The organism is Nostoc sp. JL34 (genome assembly GCF_017114945.1).
Classification (GTDB): domain Bacteria; phylum Cyanobacteriota; class Cyanobacteriia; order Cyanobacteriales; family Nostocaceae; genus Nostoc.
Genome location: NZ_JABXKQ010000140.1, coordinates 12,534 through 31,036 on the forward strand (window position 1 = coordinate 12,534; position 18,503 = coordinate 31,036).

The window sequence follows — 18,503 nt, forward strand, 5'->3', positions numbered from 1 at the left end:
AATAGAAGAATATATGAATTAATAAAAGCTTGTGAACGTTCTGTTTGTCGAAGATGAAGCGAAAATTGCTAACTTTGTCCGGGCTGGACTGAAGGAGCAGGGATTTGTTGTAGACTACTGCGATAACGGTGATGACGGATATCTGCGGGCATTAGATAACGAATATGATGTGATTGTACTTGACATTATGGTGCCGGGAAAGGATGGACTATCAATTCTAAAACTATTGCGGCGGCAAGGTCGAAATGCTCGGGTGATTTTGTTGACGGCTCGGAATGAACTAGACGATCGCTTGCAAGGGTTAAATTTGGGAGCGGATGACTATATCGCTAAACCGTTTTTTGTGGAAGAGTTAGCGGCTAGAATTCATGCGGTTGTGCGTCGGAGTGTCAGCGAACGCCAAAATCAGCTTGGCGTTGGGCCGATCAAACTCGATCGCATCACCAGAGAAGTCACTTGCAATCACCGGGCGATAGAACTCACCAGCCGCGAGTTTAATCTTTTAGAATATCTCATGCGCTCTCCTGGACGGGTTTTCACCCGTACTCAAATTCTGGAACACGTTTGGGGCTATGACTTTAACCCCAACACCAACGTCGTGGATGTTTGTATCCAGCGAATTCGGAAAAAAATTGACCCCATTGATGAAGCAGTCTGGATTGAAAGCATTCGAGGGGTTGGATATCGATTTCGCAAGCCAGATTCTTCACCATGAAACTCCCTTCGTTTCGACTCCGCCTTGCTCTGTTGTCTGCGGCTCTAGCCGGAAGCACATTAGTCGGATTTGGTGCGGTTTCCTGGTTTCAGATTTACAATGCTAAGATTAGCCGCCTGGATGCAGAACTATTAAATCACTTGATGCGGGCAACTCCGAACTTCCCTCCACGAGAGGAACCTCCCGTAGGTGCAGCATCTCCCAGAAGAGAATTGAGTAAAGAAAGCTCACGCGAGCGATGGCAGTTTTACGAAGATTCCTTATCTTATGCTTTCGGAAGCAATACAAAAACCCCCGTCGCCCTGCTGGTGCTGGACACAAACAACAACATACTTTATCAATCCAACTCTCTACCTGCCGACCTTGAGGTGAATCGTCTGTTACTGGCGTGTCTTGAATTGGCACCTCTAGCACCGTCTCCGAAGAGAGAACCACCACCTTTACCCTCCAATGCAAATCCATCCTTCGAGCGGCCACCCCTGATTCGTCCACGCCCACCTCAATTTATCACTAAGCAGACAGCAACAGCAGTCTGGCGGGTTGGAGCAGCTAAATTTCCCAATGCTCAGATTGCCATTGCCGTTAGCCTGCAAGCCGTAGATCAAGAAATGGCTACCATTGGCAATATCTTCCTGGTTTCAATTCCAGGAGCGCTGTTGCTGGTTGCGGTGGGAGCATGGTTGGTTTCTGGTGGTGCTTTGCGTCCCATCCATCAATTAACGGGCGTAATTCAACAGGTGACTGTCAAAGGACTAGATCAGCGGATTCCCATTGGCACAACTGATGTGGAATTTGTCGAATTGATTCAGGTGTTTAACTTGATGTTGTCACGCTTGGAACGCAGTTTTACCCAAGCTTCCCGCTTTAGTGGTGACGCCGCTCATGAACTGAAAACTCCACTGACTATTTTGCAAGGCGAATTGGAACGAACACTACAACAGGTTGATCCCGGTAGTGAAGTACAACAGCGCTTAAGCAACCTGTTAGATGAGGTGCGCCGCCTGAGTGGAATTATGCGGAAACTCTTGTTGCTATCTCTAGCAGATGCCGGAAAAATGAGCTTGTATCTAGTTGAGGTGGATATGTCTGAGTTGCTCATGGAGATGCTAGAAGATGTGGAAATGCTAGCTCCCCTGTTGACTGTGCAAACTGACTTTGCTGATGGGTTGCACGTAAAAGGCGATCGCGATCTGCTGATTCAAGTTTTGCAAAACCTGTTCAGTAATGCCATCAAATACAATCTTCCTAACGGCTGGATACAGATTCGCGCTCATCAAACTCCCACAACTCTCCACGTCACTATTATCAATGCATCAAAAGATATTCCAGTGAGTGAATGCGATCGCATTTTTGACCGCTTTTATCGCGGTGATCCCTCACGGAACCGCAAAATAGAAGGAATCGGACTGGGACTCAGCCTAGCTAGAGAAATTGCCCGCGCTCATCGTGGCGATCTCACCCTTGACTCAACATCTTCTGGTCAAACAGCGTTCACCCTCACCTTACCGATGAAGTTAGATAATTGAGCTTGGTATTACATAATATTAATGGGGTCTACATCAATAGTTAAACTCACAGAGGAAGGACAAAGCGATCGCACTTCTTCCCAATCTGGCAACTGTGGTAAGGCATCGGGGGCAAATTTAATCAATATCTGCCAGCGATAACGATTAGCTACTCGTAAAATACTCGCTGGTGCTGGGCCTAATATCTCGAATTCTTCTGTACTCAAGGCTGTAGCAATAATTTGCGCCGTATTTTGCACTTGAATTGGGTCGAGACTACTTAACCGCAACAAAATTAACCGCCCATAAGGAGGATAATTGAGTGCTTGGCGTTGTTCTAACTCAGCTTCAGAGAAAGACTGATAATCGTGTGATCGCACTGCTGCAATTACCTGATGCTCTGTAGTATAAGTCTGCACAATTACCCTACCCGGATCTTCGCCTCTACCAGCACGTCCAGCGACTTGAGTCAAGGTTTGAAATGCCCGTTCACTAGCGCGATAATCTGATAAATTTAGCAATCCATCGGCGGCGACGACGCCCACAAGTGTCACCTGTGGTAAATCCAAACCTTTGGTGAGCATTTGCGTACCGACTAATAAATCCGCTTCGCCGTTGGCAAACTGCGTAAGTAGAGTCCGGTGTGAGCCTTTGTTACGGGTGGTATCGCTATCAAAACGAATCAAGCGCAACTCTGGGAACTGTCGCGCTAGTTCCTGCGTTACCCGTTGAGTACCGCTACCGAAAAATTTCAGGTAAGGAGAACTACAATCAGGGCAGAATTTGGGGTGCGATCGCGCATAGTTACAGTAATGACACCGCAATAATTCCGGTGCTTTTTCTTCGGTGTGGTGATATGCCAGCGACACGTCACAGTGCGGACATTCCAACACATATCCACAACTGCGGCAAGAGACAAAAGTGCTGTGTCCCCGGCGATGGATAAATAAAATTCCCTGTTGTTTTCTTTCTTGCAACTCTTGTAAAGCTGCTTGCAGCGATCTACTAAATATAGAACGATTTCCCTGCTGCAACTCTTGCCGCATATCGACTATTTCCACTGGCGGTAGAGGGCGCGAGTTGATGCGCTCAGGCAAACTTAAGTAATGAGTACTGAGTGCTGAGTAAAGAGTTAGAAGTGAGGAGTTAGGAGTTATGAATTCTCCCCCTGCCCCCCTGCTCCCCTGCCTCCTCACGCTTACCCAAGTTTCCAATGAGGGCGTAGCAGAACCTAACACCAAGGGACAATTTTCTAATTCGGCTCGCCACTGGGCGACGGTACGGGCGTGGTAGGTGGGTATGGGGGAGTCTTGTTTAAAGCTGCTATCGTGTTCTTCATCTAAAATAATTAAACCCAAGTTGGGCAAAGGAGCGAAAACAGCACTACGAGTACCAATGACAACTTGGGGTTCTCCTGTGAGCATTTGTCGCCAAGTGTCGTAACGTTCACCGTCTGAGAGGGCGCTATGATAAACGCTGACTTTATTGCCAAAACGGGCGCGAAAACGATCGGTTAGCTGAGGCGTGAGTCCAATTTCTGGGACTAAGACGAGGGCAGATTTGCCTTGATTGAGGAGAGGTGCGATCGCTTGCAAATATACTTCGGTTTTTCCTGAACCTGTCACCCCATGCAATAAAACGTGAGCAAATTCATCTAGTGTCTGGATTGTTGCTAAGGCGCTAGCTTGAGCAGCAGTTAAGGATTTAGCGCCATCACCTACTAATGCTGGGCCTTGTTCGGTTCGCAATACTTCCCGTTCTTCGATGACGATGTAACCCTTTTGTGCCAACGTTTTGAGGATAGAGGAACTAGCATTGCAGGTTTGCAACAATTCATTTTGCCACAACTCCCCACCATGTCGCCGCAGCACTTCTAAAATCTCTCGTTGGCGAGTAGTTAAGTCCTCGTCGATTGTACCTGTGAGTGTGACTGCTTTTTGCAACTTTGGTCGAGTCAGTCGTGGCGGTTCTAAGTAGCTTTCTACTAAACCAAATCGTAATAACTCCCGAATTCCCCGATAAGCAGATTTGACTTTTTGTTGAACGTAGACAAAACTGTAGTCCCCCGCTGGCTGCCCTTGCAAAAGTTCCCAAACTTGCCGCGCAGTTGGAGTCAAAAAAGCTAAAGGATCAGCAGATGCCAGTAAATAACGACTTCCTCCCGCCCCCTGCTCCCTGCCCCCTGCCTCTCTCCCTCCAACCAGGCGGATACGACGCTGCGATCGCCCCAGTAACCCTGGTGGCAGAGCAACCCGGATTACTTGAATCAGCGGCGTATAGTAATATGCAGCAACTCGGTTGAGTAATTCCCAATAAGCACTTGGGAAAAATCCAACGCTGACTATATCTTCTACTTCCCGGATTTTTTCTGGTGGTAAATCTACATTTGGTTGTGCCAGTAACCGAATAGCGATCGCTCCTAATTGCTGTGCCCCAAATGGCACGCTCAAAATATCCCCTGGTTTGATTTCTAACTGGGCTGGCAATCGATAAGTAAATAGTCCTGTACTTCCTGGACAGTCTACCAGTACTTCAACCCACCGATTAAGAGTTGCACCTGACTGGTATGATTCACTAGGTTCACCCACCACTAAAGGAGATAAATTTACGTCATTAATATACATAGTTGCTGACTTTATAGTTAGATATTTACCTCACATAGCTGGTCAAAATTAACCTAGCTAACTAAACTCTAATTTTTCACTTTGTTAAAGTTAAATGGTAATTCTCAATACTGTTATCCTTCATAATACTTGATAAGTTTCCTCTTATGTAATCTACTAGACAAATTCGTATCAACTATACATGCAATAAATATTTGGTACCCACTATACAAATAAAAACATGTCGGCTCTTGCTGCAACAGTTGCTCATCTACTAAATAGGGAGTAGCCTTTTTCCGCCTATCGATAGATATTCAACCCTTCTTGCTTATGAGATGCTTTTATACAAATAAGAACATCCCGAAATTAAACTGCCATTATTGTATTTTGTCTCATCTGGGTAACTTTAAATCGGGAATACATAACCCCAGTACCAGGTTTTTATTTTACCCAGTGATCTCCAACACCTAAGACATTAAATATATTTAGAAAAATATATGAAAGTTTAAGAAATTGGATAATTAACGGAGATTTTTATATTTGTTAAGGTTGAGAAAGTTTGAGGGGGGTTTGACATATTTGATAATTCGGAAAAAAATGAAGAATATATCTGTCGGGAGCCTGAGAACAAAGTTTTGTTGGGTGCTAAGACCAGTTTCGTTATAGGTTGTATATAACCGTAACCCATAGGTGCTAGCTAGATGCCAATTTTATTTCTGTAGATAAATTAGCATTAGCCTGCATTTCGCTATATAAACGGGTGCATCGTCCATTAGGGAAAACTACCAAGCCTCAAACGAGTAGCTGTAACTAAATTATGTACCAAACAAAGCAACAATCCCTAAAGGAAACTATGAATATTGTTGAATTAGGAAAAATGGAAATCCTGGAGAATGCTGCTGATATTGAAGAACCATCACTCGATAGTTTAAATACAGTGGCAGAAGAAGAATCTCCAATTGTAATAGAAAATCTGGAATCAGAGGAACGGGATGGAGATGAGATGGCGGCGGCTCGTCCTTCGGGATACAATAAAACCGAACATGATGATGCTGTCGGCGCGTTTTTTAAGGAAATGGCGCGTTATCCGCTCCTAAAAGCCGATGAAGAAGTAGAGTTAGCGCGGCGAGTCAGGTTTCTAGAGGAAGTCAGAGAAATACAAGCTGCCTTGCAGTTAAAACTGGAACATGAACCCAGCAAACTAGAAGTGGCTTCTGAGCTAGAAATGACGGAAAAGCAACTAGAAAGTCGCCTATATCAAGGGAGAGTAGCGAAACGCAAAATGATTCGCTCGAACCTGAGATTGGTAGTATCTATTGCCAAGCGATATCTGAATCGAGGAGTGCCTTTTCTGGATTTAATTCAGGAAGGAGCAATGGGTTTAAATCGCGCTACAGAAAAGTTTGATCCCGATAAAGGATATAAGTTTTCTACTTACGCCTATTGGTGGATTAGACAAGCAATTACCAGAGCTATAGCTAACGATGCGCGAACAATTCGGCTACCAATTCATATTGTTGAAAAGCTTAACAAGCTAAAAAAAGCACAACGAGAACTCAAACAAAAACTCTGTCGTAATCCTACTGAAGGAGAAATGGCAGAAGCTTTGGAAATTAGTGTGCAACAACTACGCCAGCTACAACAACTACGGCGTCAAGCACTTTCTCTCAACCACCGTGTCGGTAAAGAAGAAGACACGGAATTGATGGATTTGCTAGAAGATGAAGATAACCTCTCTCCAGAAGCAAAAATGAATGAAAACATGATGCGTCAGGAGATTTGGGAAGTCTTGGGTGACGTGTTAACTCCACGGGAGAAAGATGTGATTTCTCTGCGCTATGGATTGACAACCAGCGAACCCTGTACCTTAGAAGAAGTTGGCAATATGTTCAATCTTTCTCGTGAGCGAGTGCGGCAAATTCAAAGCAAAGCCATGCGGAAATTGCGGCGTCCCCACATAGCCAAACGCTTAAAAGGTTGGTTGATTTAATTACATTGATAAAAATGGAGATGCAATACCTGAGCTAATTAGCTTTGCAATTCGCAAAAGTCGGGCGTTTTGTACCTTTTTTCGGCTTTTATTTAGTTATTACTCAAAAAAAATTGCCCAGTTGCCTATAGACTATGGACTATAAACTATGGACTATAGACTAATGACTTCGCGTAGCAATTTGATTGTGCGTTTTGCCCAACCAGCCGATTACAGCGTATTGTTTAAATTAATTGAGGGGCTTGCAGAGTATGAAAAACTATCTCACGCTATCACTGGTAATGCTCTGGCACTTCAGGAGCATTTATTTGGTTCGCGGAGGTATATAGAGGCAATCTTAGCGGAATCTGCGGGTCAAGCTGTTGGTTTTGCCCTATTTTTTCATAATTATTCAACATTTCTAACTAAGCCAGGAATTTATCTGGAAGATTTATTTGTTTTACCAGAATATCGTAGGCAAGGTATTGGTAAAGCTATCCTTACTAAAGTAGCTCAGATAGCTGTAGAACGTGATTGTGGACGGTTAGAGTGGAGTGTCTTAGATTGGAATGAGTCAGCCCAAGCATTCTACCGTAGCATGGGAGCATCTATATTAGATGATTGGCGAATTTGTCGCGTTACAGAAGAAGCACTTACTCAGTTAGGATCTGTCAAATAAAAAACAAAGGATGAAGTATAAAGAATAAAGCAAGACAATTTTTATCTTTAATATTTCATCCTGAAATTTTGATCATTTATTGTTTATCAAGTGTTCAAAATTACATGCATTTGTATTTTAATCATCAGCGTAAATGCATATTTTTGCAAATAAGCAAGTTAGGGTGTTTCGTAGAAAAGCACCTTGTTATCAGACATCGCTCCTGACTAATAACCCTAAATTTAAAACCTCGAAGATTCCAAAACCAAAAACTTTATTTAATAAAGCGAAGTTTGACAGCTTGTCGTTTGACTATGGCAGCGGCTCAACTGACAATTATGAAGGATATTGCACCGAATAAGCCGTTATTGCAGAGGGAACACGAAATGAAAAAAATGATTACAGTCATGCTGTTAGGCATAGCAATCTTCACCTTTGCCTTCAGTAGTCCAGCATTGGCAGCAGATGCTGCTAGTGGAGCTAAAGTATTTAGTGCCAATTGTGCTTCTTGTCATGCGGGAGGTAAGAATCTGGTGCAAGCTGCGAAGAACCTGAAGAAGGATGCTTTAGAAAAGTATGGTTTGTACTCAGCAGAGGCAATTATTGCCCAGGTTACAAAAGGTAAAAATGCCATGCCCGCCTTCGGCAAACGTTTGAAATCTGACCAAATTGAAGATGTAGCTGCTTATGTACTTTCACAAGCAGATAAAGACTGGAAGTAGACTAAAATCTCACTTCAATAATTAAAAATTAGCGGGGCTTTTTGTCCTGCTAATTTTCTTGCTGCCGAAGTTATCAAATAGAATGCTTATACCAATTTTGGATTACGAGTCTTTGCAAAAAAATTGTTCCAAAAATATCAAGTAATATTACTTATTCTAATTTGGTATTATGAGTAATTTTTTACGATTATTGATTAGTGTAATTGTTGCTTTCCCTCTCACTTTTTTGACTTTATCTGCACATTCTTCACCCATTTTAATTACCCAAATTACAGTGGGTGATTTCTTGGAGTTCGGTGTAGATAAGATGCGGCGTGGTGATTATCAGGAAGCAATAAAGAATTTCAACCAGGCGATTGAACTAGAGAAAGATTTGGCTGTGGCTTATAGCGATCGCTGTCTTGCTTATCTCCAACTACAAGATTACCATCAAGCGATCGCAGATTGTACTCAAGCCATAAATTTTGCACCGGATAACTCTGAGGCTTATTTGAACCGGGGTTTGGCACTCTACAGACAAGGGGATTATCCTGGCGCTATCGTTGATTATAATCGAGCGATCGCACTTAAACCCTACGATTTTCGAGCTTACTACAACCGAGGGCTAGCGCGTGTTGGTGATGAAAAAGATTCAGAGGCAATTCTTGACTTTAATTTAGCCTTAACTCAAATTCCCCAAGTTGGTAGCTTACTGCTTGCAGATATCTATAATGATCGAGGTTTAGCACATTTAGTCTTACAAGATACCCAAGCCGCTATGCTCGACTTTAATCTAGCAATTCGCCTCAATGCTAACGATTATAGAGCGTACTTTAACCGAGCCTGTGCTTGCGGACGATATGGAGATGACTTTGGTGCGGTGCGTGATTTTTCCCAAGTCATCAGACTTAACCCTAGTAATGCCCAGGCCTATGTTTATCGGGGAGTAGCTCGTTATCAGTTAGGATATCATTTAGGAGCGATCGCTGATTTACAAAAAGCATCTGAGTACTTTGAAAACCAAGGAAAGAGAGTTGCTTACGAAAAAACTCTAGATTTACTAAAGAATTTGCGACAACAAATTTCGTCTGTAACGGAAATCGCTCTTTTCTAAACGAGAAATTGCCCAGATGGTTGTGATACTGCGTGACTCTTTAGCAAGTAAGGATGAAGCAGTAAATAGTCTTTACGTTGTCGCAGAGCGTATGGATCGGATTCAATCTCTAGTTGATTCGGTGGAAGAAGAAACAACTAACAATCCTATGGGTTTGGTACAAAAATTTAAACGCATCTGGCTGGCAATTAAAGACATCTTTTCTGAATAAACAAGCATACTTATGAGCAAAAAATTACTACCATCTACGCAAAAAAAAGGTAAAGCAAGGCTGGGAGATCAAATTCGCAGTATTGCCGATCGCCTTAAACAAGAGACTGATGTACAAATACAAGCAACTTCTCGGATTTTAGGGGCTGCTGCTCAGATTGCCGAAAATCATGACAGACTTATTAATGAAGTAGTTGATATGGTTGAGTCAGACCTAAATGCAGAGAAACAAGTATCTAATAAGTATACTTATACTGTTGATATTCTGAAGCAACAGTTTAAAACATTACGGGATGCAAAGGCTCACTTTAATCTGAAAGTTACTAGTTGGGAATCACTAGTTAATAAATTAAATGCTGTATCTTGCCAAACAAGCATAATACAGAACCAACCTCAATCAAATCAGGGTTTGGCAGACACTAATATAATAAATGGTAAATATAATTTTAATAATATTGAAAAATTGACAGTTTTTTTAGAACCTGATGTTGCAGAAATTTTTCCCAATTCGGAAGCAGTAAATGAAGCACTGCGTTTTCTAATTAGAGTCACGAGTAAAAATCATTCAAGCATTTTAGCAACTTTATAGAAAAAAGATATTTTTCTATAAAGTTGAGTATCTTTTTCTCTTCGTCCTGCTAACTGATCAGGCGTAATACCATTAAAGAGCGATCTGTAACTGGTAAAGTTTGAGAGCCTGAAACTAATTTTCCTCGATCTAAAAAGCGAGGTTCATTAGTATCAATTACTATCTCCCATACTTTTTCTTTAAATTCATTTGGCAAAGCAAAGTCAATTAACTCATAGTGAGCGTTAAAAAATACTAGAAAACTTTCATCAATAATCCGCTCACCACGATCCCCTGGAGTAGCAATTCCTTGCCCATTCAAAAAAATCTCCATTACTTTGGCATAACTAACTAGCCATTGCGTCTCAGTCATTTCACTGCCATCAGAATTAAACCAAGCAATATCATTAATACCTAAACCGTGGATGGGGCGACCTTGAAACCACTTACGGCGTCGGAATACTGGATGCTGATGGCGAAAATTAATCAGTTCGCGTGTAAAGTCTAATAAATCCGAGTTCGCTTTATGCAAATCCCAATGCCGCCAAGAAATTTCATTGTCTTGGCAGTAGACATTATTATTTCCCTGTTGACTACAGCCAATTTCATCCCCCTCTAATAGCATTGGGACACCTTGAGATAGCATTAGGGTTGCTAAAAAGTTTCGTCGTTGCCGTTCGCGCAAACGCATTACTTCTGGATCGTCAGTTTCACCTTCTGCACCACAATTCCAGGATCTATTATGGCTTTCACCATCTCTACTGTCTTCCCCGTTTGCTTCGTTATGCTTTTCGTTGTAGCTGACCAAATCATTTAACGTGAAACCATCATGAGCAGTTATGAAATTAATACTTGCATTTGGGTTGCGCCCGTTGGTTTGATATAGATCAGGACTACCGGTAAAACAGTAAGCAAATTGTCCTAAACTATCATCTACACCACGCCAAAAATCTCTGACTGTATCCCGATATCTACCATTCCATTCAGACCAACGAAGGGGAAAGTTCCCGACTTGATAGCCGCCTTCTCCTAAATCCCAAGGTTCAGCAATCAGCTTCACATCTGCCAAAATTGGGTCTTGATGAATAATATCAAAGAAAGCTGATAGATTATCTACCTCATATAATTCCCGCGCCAGCGCCGAGGCCAAATCAAAGCGGAAACCATCTACATGCATTTCTGTTACCCAATAGCGCAAGCTATCCATGATTAACTTCAGAACTTGAGCATGACGCACATTCAGAGAGTTACCGCAGCCTGTAAAGTCCATGTAGTAGCGAGGATCATCTTTTACCAAACGGTAATATACAGAATTATCAATACCTCGCAAAGATAGCGTTGGCCCGAAATGATTTCCTTCGCCAGTGTGGTTGTAGACTACATCTAAGATCACTTCAATTCCGGCAAAATGTAGTGCCTTGACCATTTGCTTGAATTCAGTGACTTGTTGTCCCCCAGTCCCATTAGCACTGTAACTAGAATAGGGGGCAAAATAGTTGATGGAATCGTAACCCCAGTAATTCCTTAATCCTTTGTCTTCTAAATGTCCCGGATGAGATAGAAAATGATGTACTGGCATCAACTCAACTGCTGTAATTCCTAATTGCAGTAAGTGTTGAATTGCAGCAGGATGCGCCAACCCGGCATAAGTGCCGCGCAACTCTTCTGGAATTCCTGGATGTAGTTTAGTAAAACCTTTGACGTGAGTTTCATAAATAACAGTTGTATACCAAGGTGTAGCAAGAAGTTTATCGCCTTCCCAATCAAAAGATTGATCGACCACAACACACTTGGGCATTATTTTGGCATCATCTAGTTCAGAAAAAACTAAGTCTTTTTCCTCGGCATCTAGAGAGTAGCCAAAGACAGAGGGATCATTACTAAACTCACCGTCAATTGCCTTGGCGTAGGGGTCAATCAATAGTTTGTTAGGATTAAATCGATGACCTGCCTCTGGTGCCCACATCCCATGCACTCTAAACCCATACTTTTGACCTGGGCCCACTCCTGGTAAGTAACCATGCCAAACAAAATTGTTTTTTTCTGTTAAAGGCAAGCGAATTTCGTCGCCATCGTGATCAAATAAACAAAGTTCTACCCCTGTTGCATTTTCCGAAAATAAAGCAAAGTTCGTCCCTTTCCCATCCCAAGTTGCACCTAAAGGATATACATTCCCTGGCCATAAAGCTACATACATAAGTAAATTTTCAATAATTAGTTTTTCGGCAAACAATCAACTTAGATTTTTTTGAATAATTAATATTGGTTAAAACTTTAAGTTATTAATAATTCGTTAAAATCACTAACATTTCAATATAACTTCTAAATAATATTATCTGCTCTATCAATAGTAATAGAAATCTCTATTCCTAAAGTCGTAAAAATTGAGGTAGGGCGAGAGGCTAGAGGAAAATTGCCCTATCTGCGACACGCTGCGCGATCTGTTTCAAGGACGGGCTGCGCCAACGCTAAAAAGCAAGGGTTTTAAACCCTCACTGTTGCGTCAGCTTCCCACAGGGTAAGGCTATTGAGGTGGCTCCAAATCATCCTTTGTTGCATCCTGCCTTTTTTAAATGTAGCTGCTCTAGAGTTTAACCTATAGTGAATAGACCAATAGTCTCATCTGAACTGTAGAAATATGACAGCGTGTCTTTTGACACGATTTTACTATTACAGCAACAATGCTACGTAGTGACTGTTTTTACTTGGTGTGAAAGAGAACGTGAAAAAGGATTTTTTGTTGCTAACAGTTGCTTTACCGAGTTTACTGATAGCGTTTCCTGGCTTGGCTGCTGAGAGTGAAATTAAGCAGAGAAATACTGATAGATCAACCGAAGTTATTTCAGATATTCCGAGTTTGAGTGAAATAGAGCTACCCGCCACTAATGCCGAATTATTAACTCAACAATCTGTACCGAGTGAAATTAACCCAGAAACAGAGCAAAATCCGAGTGATGATGCAGACATTACTATAGAAACGATCGCAGAACCAGACAACCTACCCCAATCTACACCAACTTACGTCATTGATAAAGAAGAAATTCAAAAGCAGGGCGCTACAAGTTTAGCTGATATTTTGAAAAGAATGCCTGGTTTTGCGATCAACGATGTAGGTCATGGTGCAGATACTCACACAGGTACATACTACCGAGGAGCCTCAATTAATCAGTCTGTATTTTTGATTAATGGCAGACCAATTAACAATAATGTCAATACTTATCATGGTGGAACTGATTTAAATAGCATTCCTGTAGAAGCTATTGAACGAGTGGAATTATATAGCGGGACAGCTTCCGCATTATATGGTTCATCAGCCTTTGGCGGAGTTGTGAATATCATCACCAAGGAAGGTTATGGTAAACCTAAATTGAGTGCTAATGCAGAATTTGGCTCATTGAGTTTAAATAATCAACAAGTAACCTATGGTGGTTCCTCTAATAATGTCAAGTACAACTTTAGCTTTGAGAGATTCTTTACAGATAACCGTTACCGCGTTCCTGTAGGTGCAGCAAATCGTGATAGTCAAGGATTTTTATCGAATGCAGACACCGCTACAAGTACTTACTTTGGTAGCATTGGACTAGATTTAGATCAGAAAAATTCTTTGAATTTAGATGTTACGAAACTCAGCAGTCGTCGCGGCTTAATTTATTTCGGTTTCCCTCTCCAAAGAGATAGATTAGACCATGATGGTTTAAACGTTGGCTTATCCTGGAAAACTCGACTAGGTAATGGGGAAAGCTCTAACCTGACAACCTCAATTGGTTATAACCAAGATTATTTCAGCACTTATGGCCCTACAGGAGCATTTTACCGTACAGGAGCTTTAGATACGCAACAACTCACAGCCAGACTAGATCATGAGTGGAAAATTACTTCCAATAATAAATTGCGCTGGGGTTTAGATTTGAAAAACACCGACTTAACCGGTGATGTTTTGAGTACAAATCCTAGTAGTATTGCCAAAAACGAAACTGAAGATAGAAGTTTGTTCAATACAGCTTTATTTGCAGTCAATACTTGGAATATTAGCAATGATTTTCTGATAGATTTAGGGCTAAGGCAAAGCTTTGACAGCCAGTTTGGAAACTATCTCAACCCTAGTGTTGGGTTACGTTATGCCGTCACACCAATAGTCGCAGTGCGTGGAAGTTGGGCAGGGGCACAACGCAATCCTGGGTTAGATCAGTTGTATGTTTATGATACGGTTCATGGTTGGGAACCTAATCCTGATTTAAGACCGGAAACTGGCTCTACTTGGAGTGCGGGAGTAGATGTCAATTTTTCTCAAAATCTGATTGGACAGTTTACTTACTTTGGTAGTAGTATAGGCGATCGCTTGGGAGTCATCGCTGGAAGATGGGCAAACATTGGACTAGTAGATACCAATGGTTTAGAGGCTGCATTGCAATTAAGAATTGCCGCAGGCTGGTCAACTTTCCTCAACTATACTTATACAGATGCTCAAATCAAAACAGGCTCAGAGAGAGGTTTGCAGTTAGGTTTGATTCCCTACTCTGTACTTCAAAGCGGTGTAGGTTATGAAAATGCGGGATGGCAGGCTAACTTGTATGTTACCTATAATAGTGGCGCTCGCAGATCCATCTTTGCTAACCCTGGTGACAAGGCTACAGATTTTGCACCATCTTTCGTAAATTTAGATTTGAGCGGTCGTATACCTTTAACTAGCAATTTAGGACTGACAGTTTATTTAGAAAATCTACTCGGTGAGCAATATGAGCGAGTTAATCGCATATATAGCCCTGGATTCACTTTTCGTGTGGGTTTAAGCTCTAGTTTCTAGGTATTAAATGTAGAGATTTTTTAATTGTAAAATCTCTACATTATTGGGATAAATAGTATTGTTTAAGATTTTTAAAACAGTTTTTTGGTAAAGATGATGCACTGCCGTACCCTACTTAAGATTTACTTTTAATCTAAAATCCAAAATTGACATGAGAGCCAAAATTGAAAATCAAATACTTTTTATCCACCACGAAGATTTGCCAGAGTTTAAAAAGGGTGGTTCGGTGGTGCGGAACTCTTATTTCTGGGCGCTACGTTCAATTGCTGGTAAAGCTTCGCGTTATCGTGATTGGGAATACGAACCGGAAGTTTGGCTAGCACTTTCACGAATGCTTTTGTCGTTTGCTGAATCTGGATATTTAGGTATTAGAGAAACTTTGCTGGAGTTTCCTTTATCTCAAGGGGGGGAAATTCCTAATTTGCTGCGAGATGTGTCCACTTTTGAGTAGAGTTGCTGCTGTGAGTAAGGGACGCAAAGTCTCAAAGTAGGCTACTAGTCCTATAGTTATGCGATCATACATAGTTTCAATCTACCTTGATTAATTATAGCGTTTCCCGACCTAGCGAAGTACACCCGTAGGGGCACGGCACTCGCGATATAATTTTGTACCGTATCTGAATGGGAACCGCTATAAAGTTTTATCTGAAATAATAACTCATCAATTTTTCATAATTAAATTATCCCTTTCTCATGTATTGTGAGGAAGTTTGCATGAGATTTTTATCAGCAGCGAGCAAATTTTGGTGTTCTAAATAATGAAGTACTTGGTTAACACATTGCTCAATAGTGAATTTATCAGTTTGACAGATAATTTCTGGATTTAATGGTTCTTCATAAGGGTCAGAGATCCCAGTAAAATGTTTAATTTGTTCTGCCTTAGCTTTGGCGTAAAGTCCTTTTACATCACGGAATTCACAAACTGCAAGTGGAGCATTTACATAAACTTCGACAAAATTAGTAGTTGTCTGTTTGAGTTGATCTCGAATATCACGGTAGGGACTGATTGCAGCAACGATCGCTATTATGCCATTGCGACTAAGTAATTCCGCAACAAAGCCAATCCGACGCACATTTGTATCCCGGTCTTGTTTGCTAAAACCCAATTCTTGTGAAAGATGGGTGCGAACGACATCACCATCTAGCACTTCTAAGCGATAATTTCTCCTTTGGAGTTCTTGGGCTACACCGTGGGCGATAGTTGTTTTTCCTGCACCACTTAAGCCTGTCAGCCAGAGAATTATACCTTGTTGTTTCATGTTTTATTTAATATTTAACAACAGTCTCGAACTTTTAGTTATTAGCGATCGCTAAGGGTTAAAATCATCTCAAGTTTGAAAAAACACTAGATCCATTTGCCTTGTTTCCCACCTCTAGCGGGGGCGCTAGGGGAATCTGTGGCTGCTGGGCGATAATCACATTCGCTAGGCTACTGCTGGTGGGAGTTTCCCAGAAAGATAAACCCTCATATTGAGCGAATAAATCAGGGGGTAAAACGGTTGCACGAGGTTGAAACTCGACTTTGGAGCGCACGTGATGCAGTCCATGTGTATTGAGTCGGCGATCAAATTCGTTGGCTTGGTACTCGACGTTGGTAAAATCATGCTCAAAGGGTTCCTCTCCCAGAAATTGATAAATCAGTGATAAGGTTTTATCGGGGGCTTGGCTTAATATGTTGTAGTCCACCAAGAGTAAAAATTCACTATATTCGCTATAGAAAGCTTCTTTGAGAGCGTTATAAGCAAACCCGACTAATCTTCCCGACTGACTTAAAGCTTCGGTGTGCGTGTAAACGGTAGAACGTTCGCCTGGATTATTGAATAAACGCGACACATCAAATGCATTTTTCCTAATCAACCGTTCGACACTATCCATTATCCAAGCGACATTCCGCACACAGCAAATGATTTTCGCATCGGGAAATAACTGGTGGATTAAAGGCAATTTGCTACACCAAAGGCGATTGGTATCGAAGATAACTGCTTTGTCTGCTTGCTGCTGATAGAAAGTTGAAAAAATCGTTAAAGTTAGAGCTTGTTTTTGTTCTGGTGTAATAAAGACTGAAAACTCATTATCTGCACTCATGGCTTCCAGCATACTGGCGACTAGACCCCCGACAGGACTGCTCATACTGGCGTGAAATCGGGGATTTTGCCGCAGCAAAGCTCCGAGTAAGGTAGAACCCGAACGGGGTAATCCAGAGATGAAGTGTAATTTCGGTTGTATCATTTTACCAACAAATAAATTACTACTACTTGTGGGGCGGGCGTCTCGCCTGCGCTTGGCTATGGGCGGACAAGATGTCCACCCCACAAGAAAAATTGGATGTTGATCGCATCAGTTCCGGCATTGCGGTTGGCTTGGAGGATAGCATAGCTGAGAGTGCCTACCGTGTCGCCATTTCCGTTGTCGGTGGTTTGAGTTACTTGATACAGTGTCATGGATTTTACCTTTTGTTTTTTGTTTGTTTAACGATTCGACAATTGCCAGTAGTTTGGCAACCCTTGCATTGCTGGGTTTGGACTGAGTAAAGGGGAAGGGGTTAAAAACCTGGCGATCGCATTGACTTGTTTGGCAATCGCATTGACTTGTTTGGCAATCGCATTGACTTGTTTGGCGATCGCATTGACTTGTTTAGCGATCGCATTTACTTGTTTGGCGATCGCATTGACTTGTTTGGCGATCGCATTGACTTGTTTAGCGATCGCATTGACTTGTTTGGCGATCGCATTGACTTGTTTGGCGATCGCATTGACTTGTTTGGCGATCGCATCTTGCAGAGAAGCAATGCCAAACCCTTGCGTTTTCTCAATTACTTGTATAGTTTTATATTGACTATCTACTACACACTAATTTACAGCTTATCAACAGGCTAATCAAGGGTTCTTATAGAATATCCTACTTTTCCTACTTAATCACGTAAATAATATTGCGGGTAATTATACTTTTGTAGCACTTAGCAAACAACTTGCACTCATCGGGCACTCAAATGACTTTCAATTCGTCACGATTAGCCATCATAGACAAACCCTAGTTAACAGTAGTGCTGAACCAAGGGTAGTTGTGAGAAGACAATTACAGCAGTTTTCATGTATTTAGACCACAATTATGAGACCTAACCCCAAGCGTTGGGGAGAAAATCAAAGCCTCTCTCCTACGAGGAGAGAGGAATGGAAGTGAGGTCTATTTGTGGTTAATTTACCTGAAAATCGCTGTAAGATACACCAGTTAATGGAGGAGAATAATGTGAAAATAGCGATTATGACTAAAACATTACTTACATCTATATGTTTGTTAGCTTTATTTGCCCCAAGTCAAGCATCGGCTCAACTTATACCGCAACCTTGGGTTTCAGTCGGTGGAAAAGATGGTGATATAACTTATGCTGTAGGAGCTAGGGCTTTAGATTTCGGGGTTGAGGTAGGAACTGGCCCTGATGGTGCTACGGGAGTAGATGTTTTGAAATTTATCAGTTTGCCTGTGATTTCACCATATGTAGGAGTTGGACTTTATTCAGAAGATAAAGGCGTTGCAGTTTCAGGTGGCGTTCAGGTAGGTGCTACTAATAACGTTTTTGTCGGTGCTGGTTACAACTCTATTCCAGGACTTACGCAACTGGCACAGTGCGATCGCTCTATATAGTATTTTTGTACTAT

Annotated in this window: 17 protein-coding genes; 12 read left to right on the forward strand and 5 right to left on the reverse strand. The window is 41.7% G+C overall.

From position 1 onward, the window contains the following. Positions 1-31: 31 nt before the first annotated feature. Complete coding sequence (locus HWQ44_RS25650; RefSeq protein WP_292724583.1) at positions 32-715, forward strand: response regulator transcription factor; 684 nt, start codon at positions 32-34, stop codon at positions 713-715. After that, positions 712-2,241 carry an ATP-binding protein gene (locus HWQ44_RS25655; protein WP_292724584.1) on the forward strand — a complete coding sequence of 510 codons (1,530 nt, stop codon included), beginning with the start codon at positions 712-714 and terminating at the stop codon, positions 2,239-2,241. Before HWQ44_RS25650 ends, HWQ44_RS25655 begins: the two co-directional genes overlap by 4 nt. Positions 2,242-2,249: 8 nt before the next feature. Here the strand turns inward: HWQ44_RS25655 and priA are convergent, their stop codons facing one another. Then, on the reverse strand, positions 2,250-4,844 hold the full coding sequence (priA, locus tag HWQ44_RS25660; protein ID WP_292724585.1) for a primosomal protein N': 2,595 nt from the start codon (positions 4,842-4,844) through the stop codon (positions 2,250-2,252). Between the two features lie 796 nt (positions 4,845-5,640). Between priA and HWQ44_RS25665 the strand changes: the two genes are divergently transcribed. The 6 genes from HWQ44_RS25665 to HWQ44_RS25690 all read left to right on the forward strand — a co-directional run bounded on the left by HWQ44_RS25665 (position 5,641) and on the right by HWQ44_RS25690 (position 10,064). Next, positions 5,641-6,813 carry an RpoD/SigA family RNA polymerase sigma factor gene (locus HWQ44_RS25665; protein ID WP_292724587.1) on the forward strand — a complete coding sequence of 391 codons (1,173 nt, stop codon included), beginning with the start codon at positions 5,641-5,643 and terminating at the stop codon, positions 6,811-6,813. Positions 6,814-6,976: 163 nt separating this feature from the next. Next, positions 6,977-7,471: a GNAT family N-acetyltransferase gene (locus tag HWQ44_RS25670; RefSeq protein ID WP_292724588.1), complete on the forward strand. Its 495-nt coding sequence runs from the start codon at positions 6,977-6,979 to the stop codon at positions 7,469-7,471. A 365-nt stretch (positions 7,472-7,836) separates the two neighbouring features. Next, positions 7,837-8,172: a cytochrome c6 PetJ gene (petJ, locus tag HWQ44_RS25675; RefSeq protein ID WP_292724602.1), complete on the forward strand. Its 336-nt coding sequence runs from the start codon at positions 7,837-7,839 to the stop codon at positions 8,170-8,172. A 169-nt stretch (positions 8,173-8,341) separates the two neighbouring features. Continuing rightward, the gene (locus HWQ44_RS25680; RefSeq protein WP_292724589.1) at positions 8,342-9,265 is read left to right on the forward strand and encodes a tetratricopeptide repeat protein; all 924 of its coding nucleotides are present in this window, start codon (positions 8,342-8,344) and stop codon (positions 9,263-9,265) included. A 16-nt stretch (positions 9,266-9,281) separates the two neighbouring features. Next, complete coding sequence (locus HWQ44_RS25685) at positions 9,282-9,476, forward strand: hypothetical protein (protein ID WP_292724591.1); 195 nt, start codon at positions 9,282-9,284, stop codon at positions 9,474-9,476. Between the two features lie 12 nt (positions 9,477-9,488). Beyond that, the gene (locus tag HWQ44_RS25690) at positions 9,489-10,064 is read left to right on the forward strand and encodes a hypothetical protein (protein ID WP_292724592.1); all 576 of its coding nucleotides are present in this window, start codon (positions 9,489-9,491) and stop codon (positions 10,062-10,064) included. 49 nt (positions 10,065-10,113) lie between these two features. Here HWQ44_RS25690 and glgX read toward each other — a convergent pair whose 3' ends face one another. Next, a complete protein-coding gene (gene glgX, locus HWQ44_RS25695) occupies positions 10,114-12,240 on the reverse strand; it encodes a glycogen debranching protein GlgX (protein WP_292724593.1) in 2,127 nt (708 codons plus the stop codon). Positions 12,241-12,765: 525 nt separating this feature from the next. Between glgX and HWQ44_RS25700 the strand changes: the two genes are divergently transcribed. Together HWQ44_RS25700 and HWQ44_RS25705 are read left to right on the forward strand one after the other, a co-directional pair. Then, positions 12,766-14,847, forward strand: coding sequence for a TonB-dependent receptor (locus tag HWQ44_RS25700; RefSeq protein ID WP_292724594.1), 2,082 nt, complete (start codon positions 12,766-12,768; stop codon positions 14,845-14,847). Between the two features lie 151 nt (positions 14,848-14,998). Next, a complete protein-coding gene (locus HWQ44_RS25705) occupies positions 14,999-15,298 on the forward strand; it encodes a hypothetical protein (RefSeq protein WP_292724595.1) in 300 nt (99 codons plus the stop codon). A gap of 229 nt (positions 15,299-15,527) precedes the next feature. On the opposite strand, the gene cysC is transcribed toward HWQ44_RS25705, so the two are convergent. The 3 genes from cysC to HWQ44_RS25720 form a co-directional block, all read right to left on the reverse strand. Continuing rightward, positions 15,528-16,106 (reverse strand): adenylyl-sulfate kinase, encoded by a 579-nt coding sequence (gene cysC, locus HWQ44_RS25710; protein WP_292724597.1) that lies wholly within the window; start codon positions 16,104-16,106, stop codon positions 15,528-15,530. A 64-nt stretch (positions 16,107-16,170) separates the two neighbouring features. Beyond that, positions 16,171-17,076: a sulfotransferase gene (locus HWQ44_RS25715; protein WP_292724598.1), complete on the reverse strand. Its 906-nt coding sequence runs from the start codon at positions 17,074-17,076 to the stop codon at positions 16,171-16,173. Positions 17,077-17,132: 56 nt separating this feature from the next. Next, complete coding sequence (locus HWQ44_RS25720) at positions 17,133-17,288, reverse strand: hypothetical protein (RefSeq protein WP_292724599.1); 156 nt, start codon at positions 17,286-17,288, stop codon at positions 17,133-17,135. Positions 17,289-17,414: 126 nt separating this feature from the next. Between HWQ44_RS25720 and HWQ44_RS25725 the strand changes: the two genes are divergently transcribed. Both HWQ44_RS25725 and HWQ44_RS25730 read left to right on the forward strand, forming a co-directional pair. Next, entirely contained in the window at positions 17,415-17,723 is a 309-nt protein-coding gene (locus HWQ44_RS25725) for a hypothetical protein (RefSeq protein ID WP_292724600.1), read from the forward strand. Positions 17,724-18,093: 370 nt separating this feature from the next. Next, positions 18,094-18,489: a hypothetical protein gene (locus tag HWQ44_RS25730; protein ID WP_292724601.1), complete on the forward strand. Its 396-nt coding sequence runs from the start codon at positions 18,094-18,096 to the stop codon at positions 18,487-18,489. Positions 18,490-18,503: the final 14 nt, after the last annotated feature.

Coding starts and splice junctions, on each gene's coding strand:
- HWQ44_RS25655 (WP_292724584.1), top strand. CDS start 712: ATGAAACTCCCTTCGTTTCGACTCCGCCTTGCTCTGTTGTCTGCGGCT.
- priA (WP_292724585.1), bottom strand. CDS start 4,844: ATGTATATTAATGACGTAAATTTATCTCCTTTAGTGGTGGGTGAACCT.
- HWQ44_RS25665 (WP_292724587.1), top strand. CDS start 5,641: ATGTACCAAACAAAGCAACAATCCCTAAAGGAAACTATGAATATTGTT.
- HWQ44_RS25670 (WP_292724588.1), top strand. CDS start 6,977: ATGACTTCGCGTAGCAATTTGATTGTGCGTTTTGCCCAACCAGCCGAT.
- petJ (WP_292724602.1), top strand. CDS start 7,837: ATGAAAAAAATGATTACAGTCATGCTGTTAGGCATAGCAATCTTCACC.
- HWQ44_RS25680 (WP_292724589.1), top strand. CDS start 8,342: ATGAGTAATTTTTTACGATTATTGATTAGTGTAATTGTTGCTTTCCCT.
- HWQ44_RS25685 (WP_292724591.1), top strand. CDS start 9,282: ATGGTTGTGATACTGCGTGACTCTTTAGCAAGTAAGGATGAAGCAGTA.
- HWQ44_RS25690 (WP_292724592.1), top strand. CDS start 9,489: ATGAGCAAAAAATTACTACCATCTACGCAAAAAAAAGGTAAAGCAAGG.
- glgX (WP_292724593.1), bottom strand. CDS start 12,240: ATGTATGTAGCTTTATGGCCAGGGAATGTATATCCTTTAGGTGCAACT.
- HWQ44_RS25705 (WP_292724595.1), top strand. CDS start 14,999: ATGAGAGCCAAAATTGAAAATCAAATACTTTTTATCCACCACGAAGAT.
- cysC (WP_292724597.1), bottom strand. CDS start 16,106: ATGAAACAACAAGGTATAATTCTCTGGCTGACAGGCTTAAGTGGTGCA.
- HWQ44_RS25715 (WP_292724598.1), bottom strand. CDS start 17,076: ATGATACAACCGAAATTACACTTCATCTCTGGATTACCCCGTTCGGGT.
- HWQ44_RS25720 (WP_292724599.1), bottom strand. CDS start 17,288: ATGACACTGTATCAAGTAACTCAAACCACCGACAACGGAAATGGCGAC.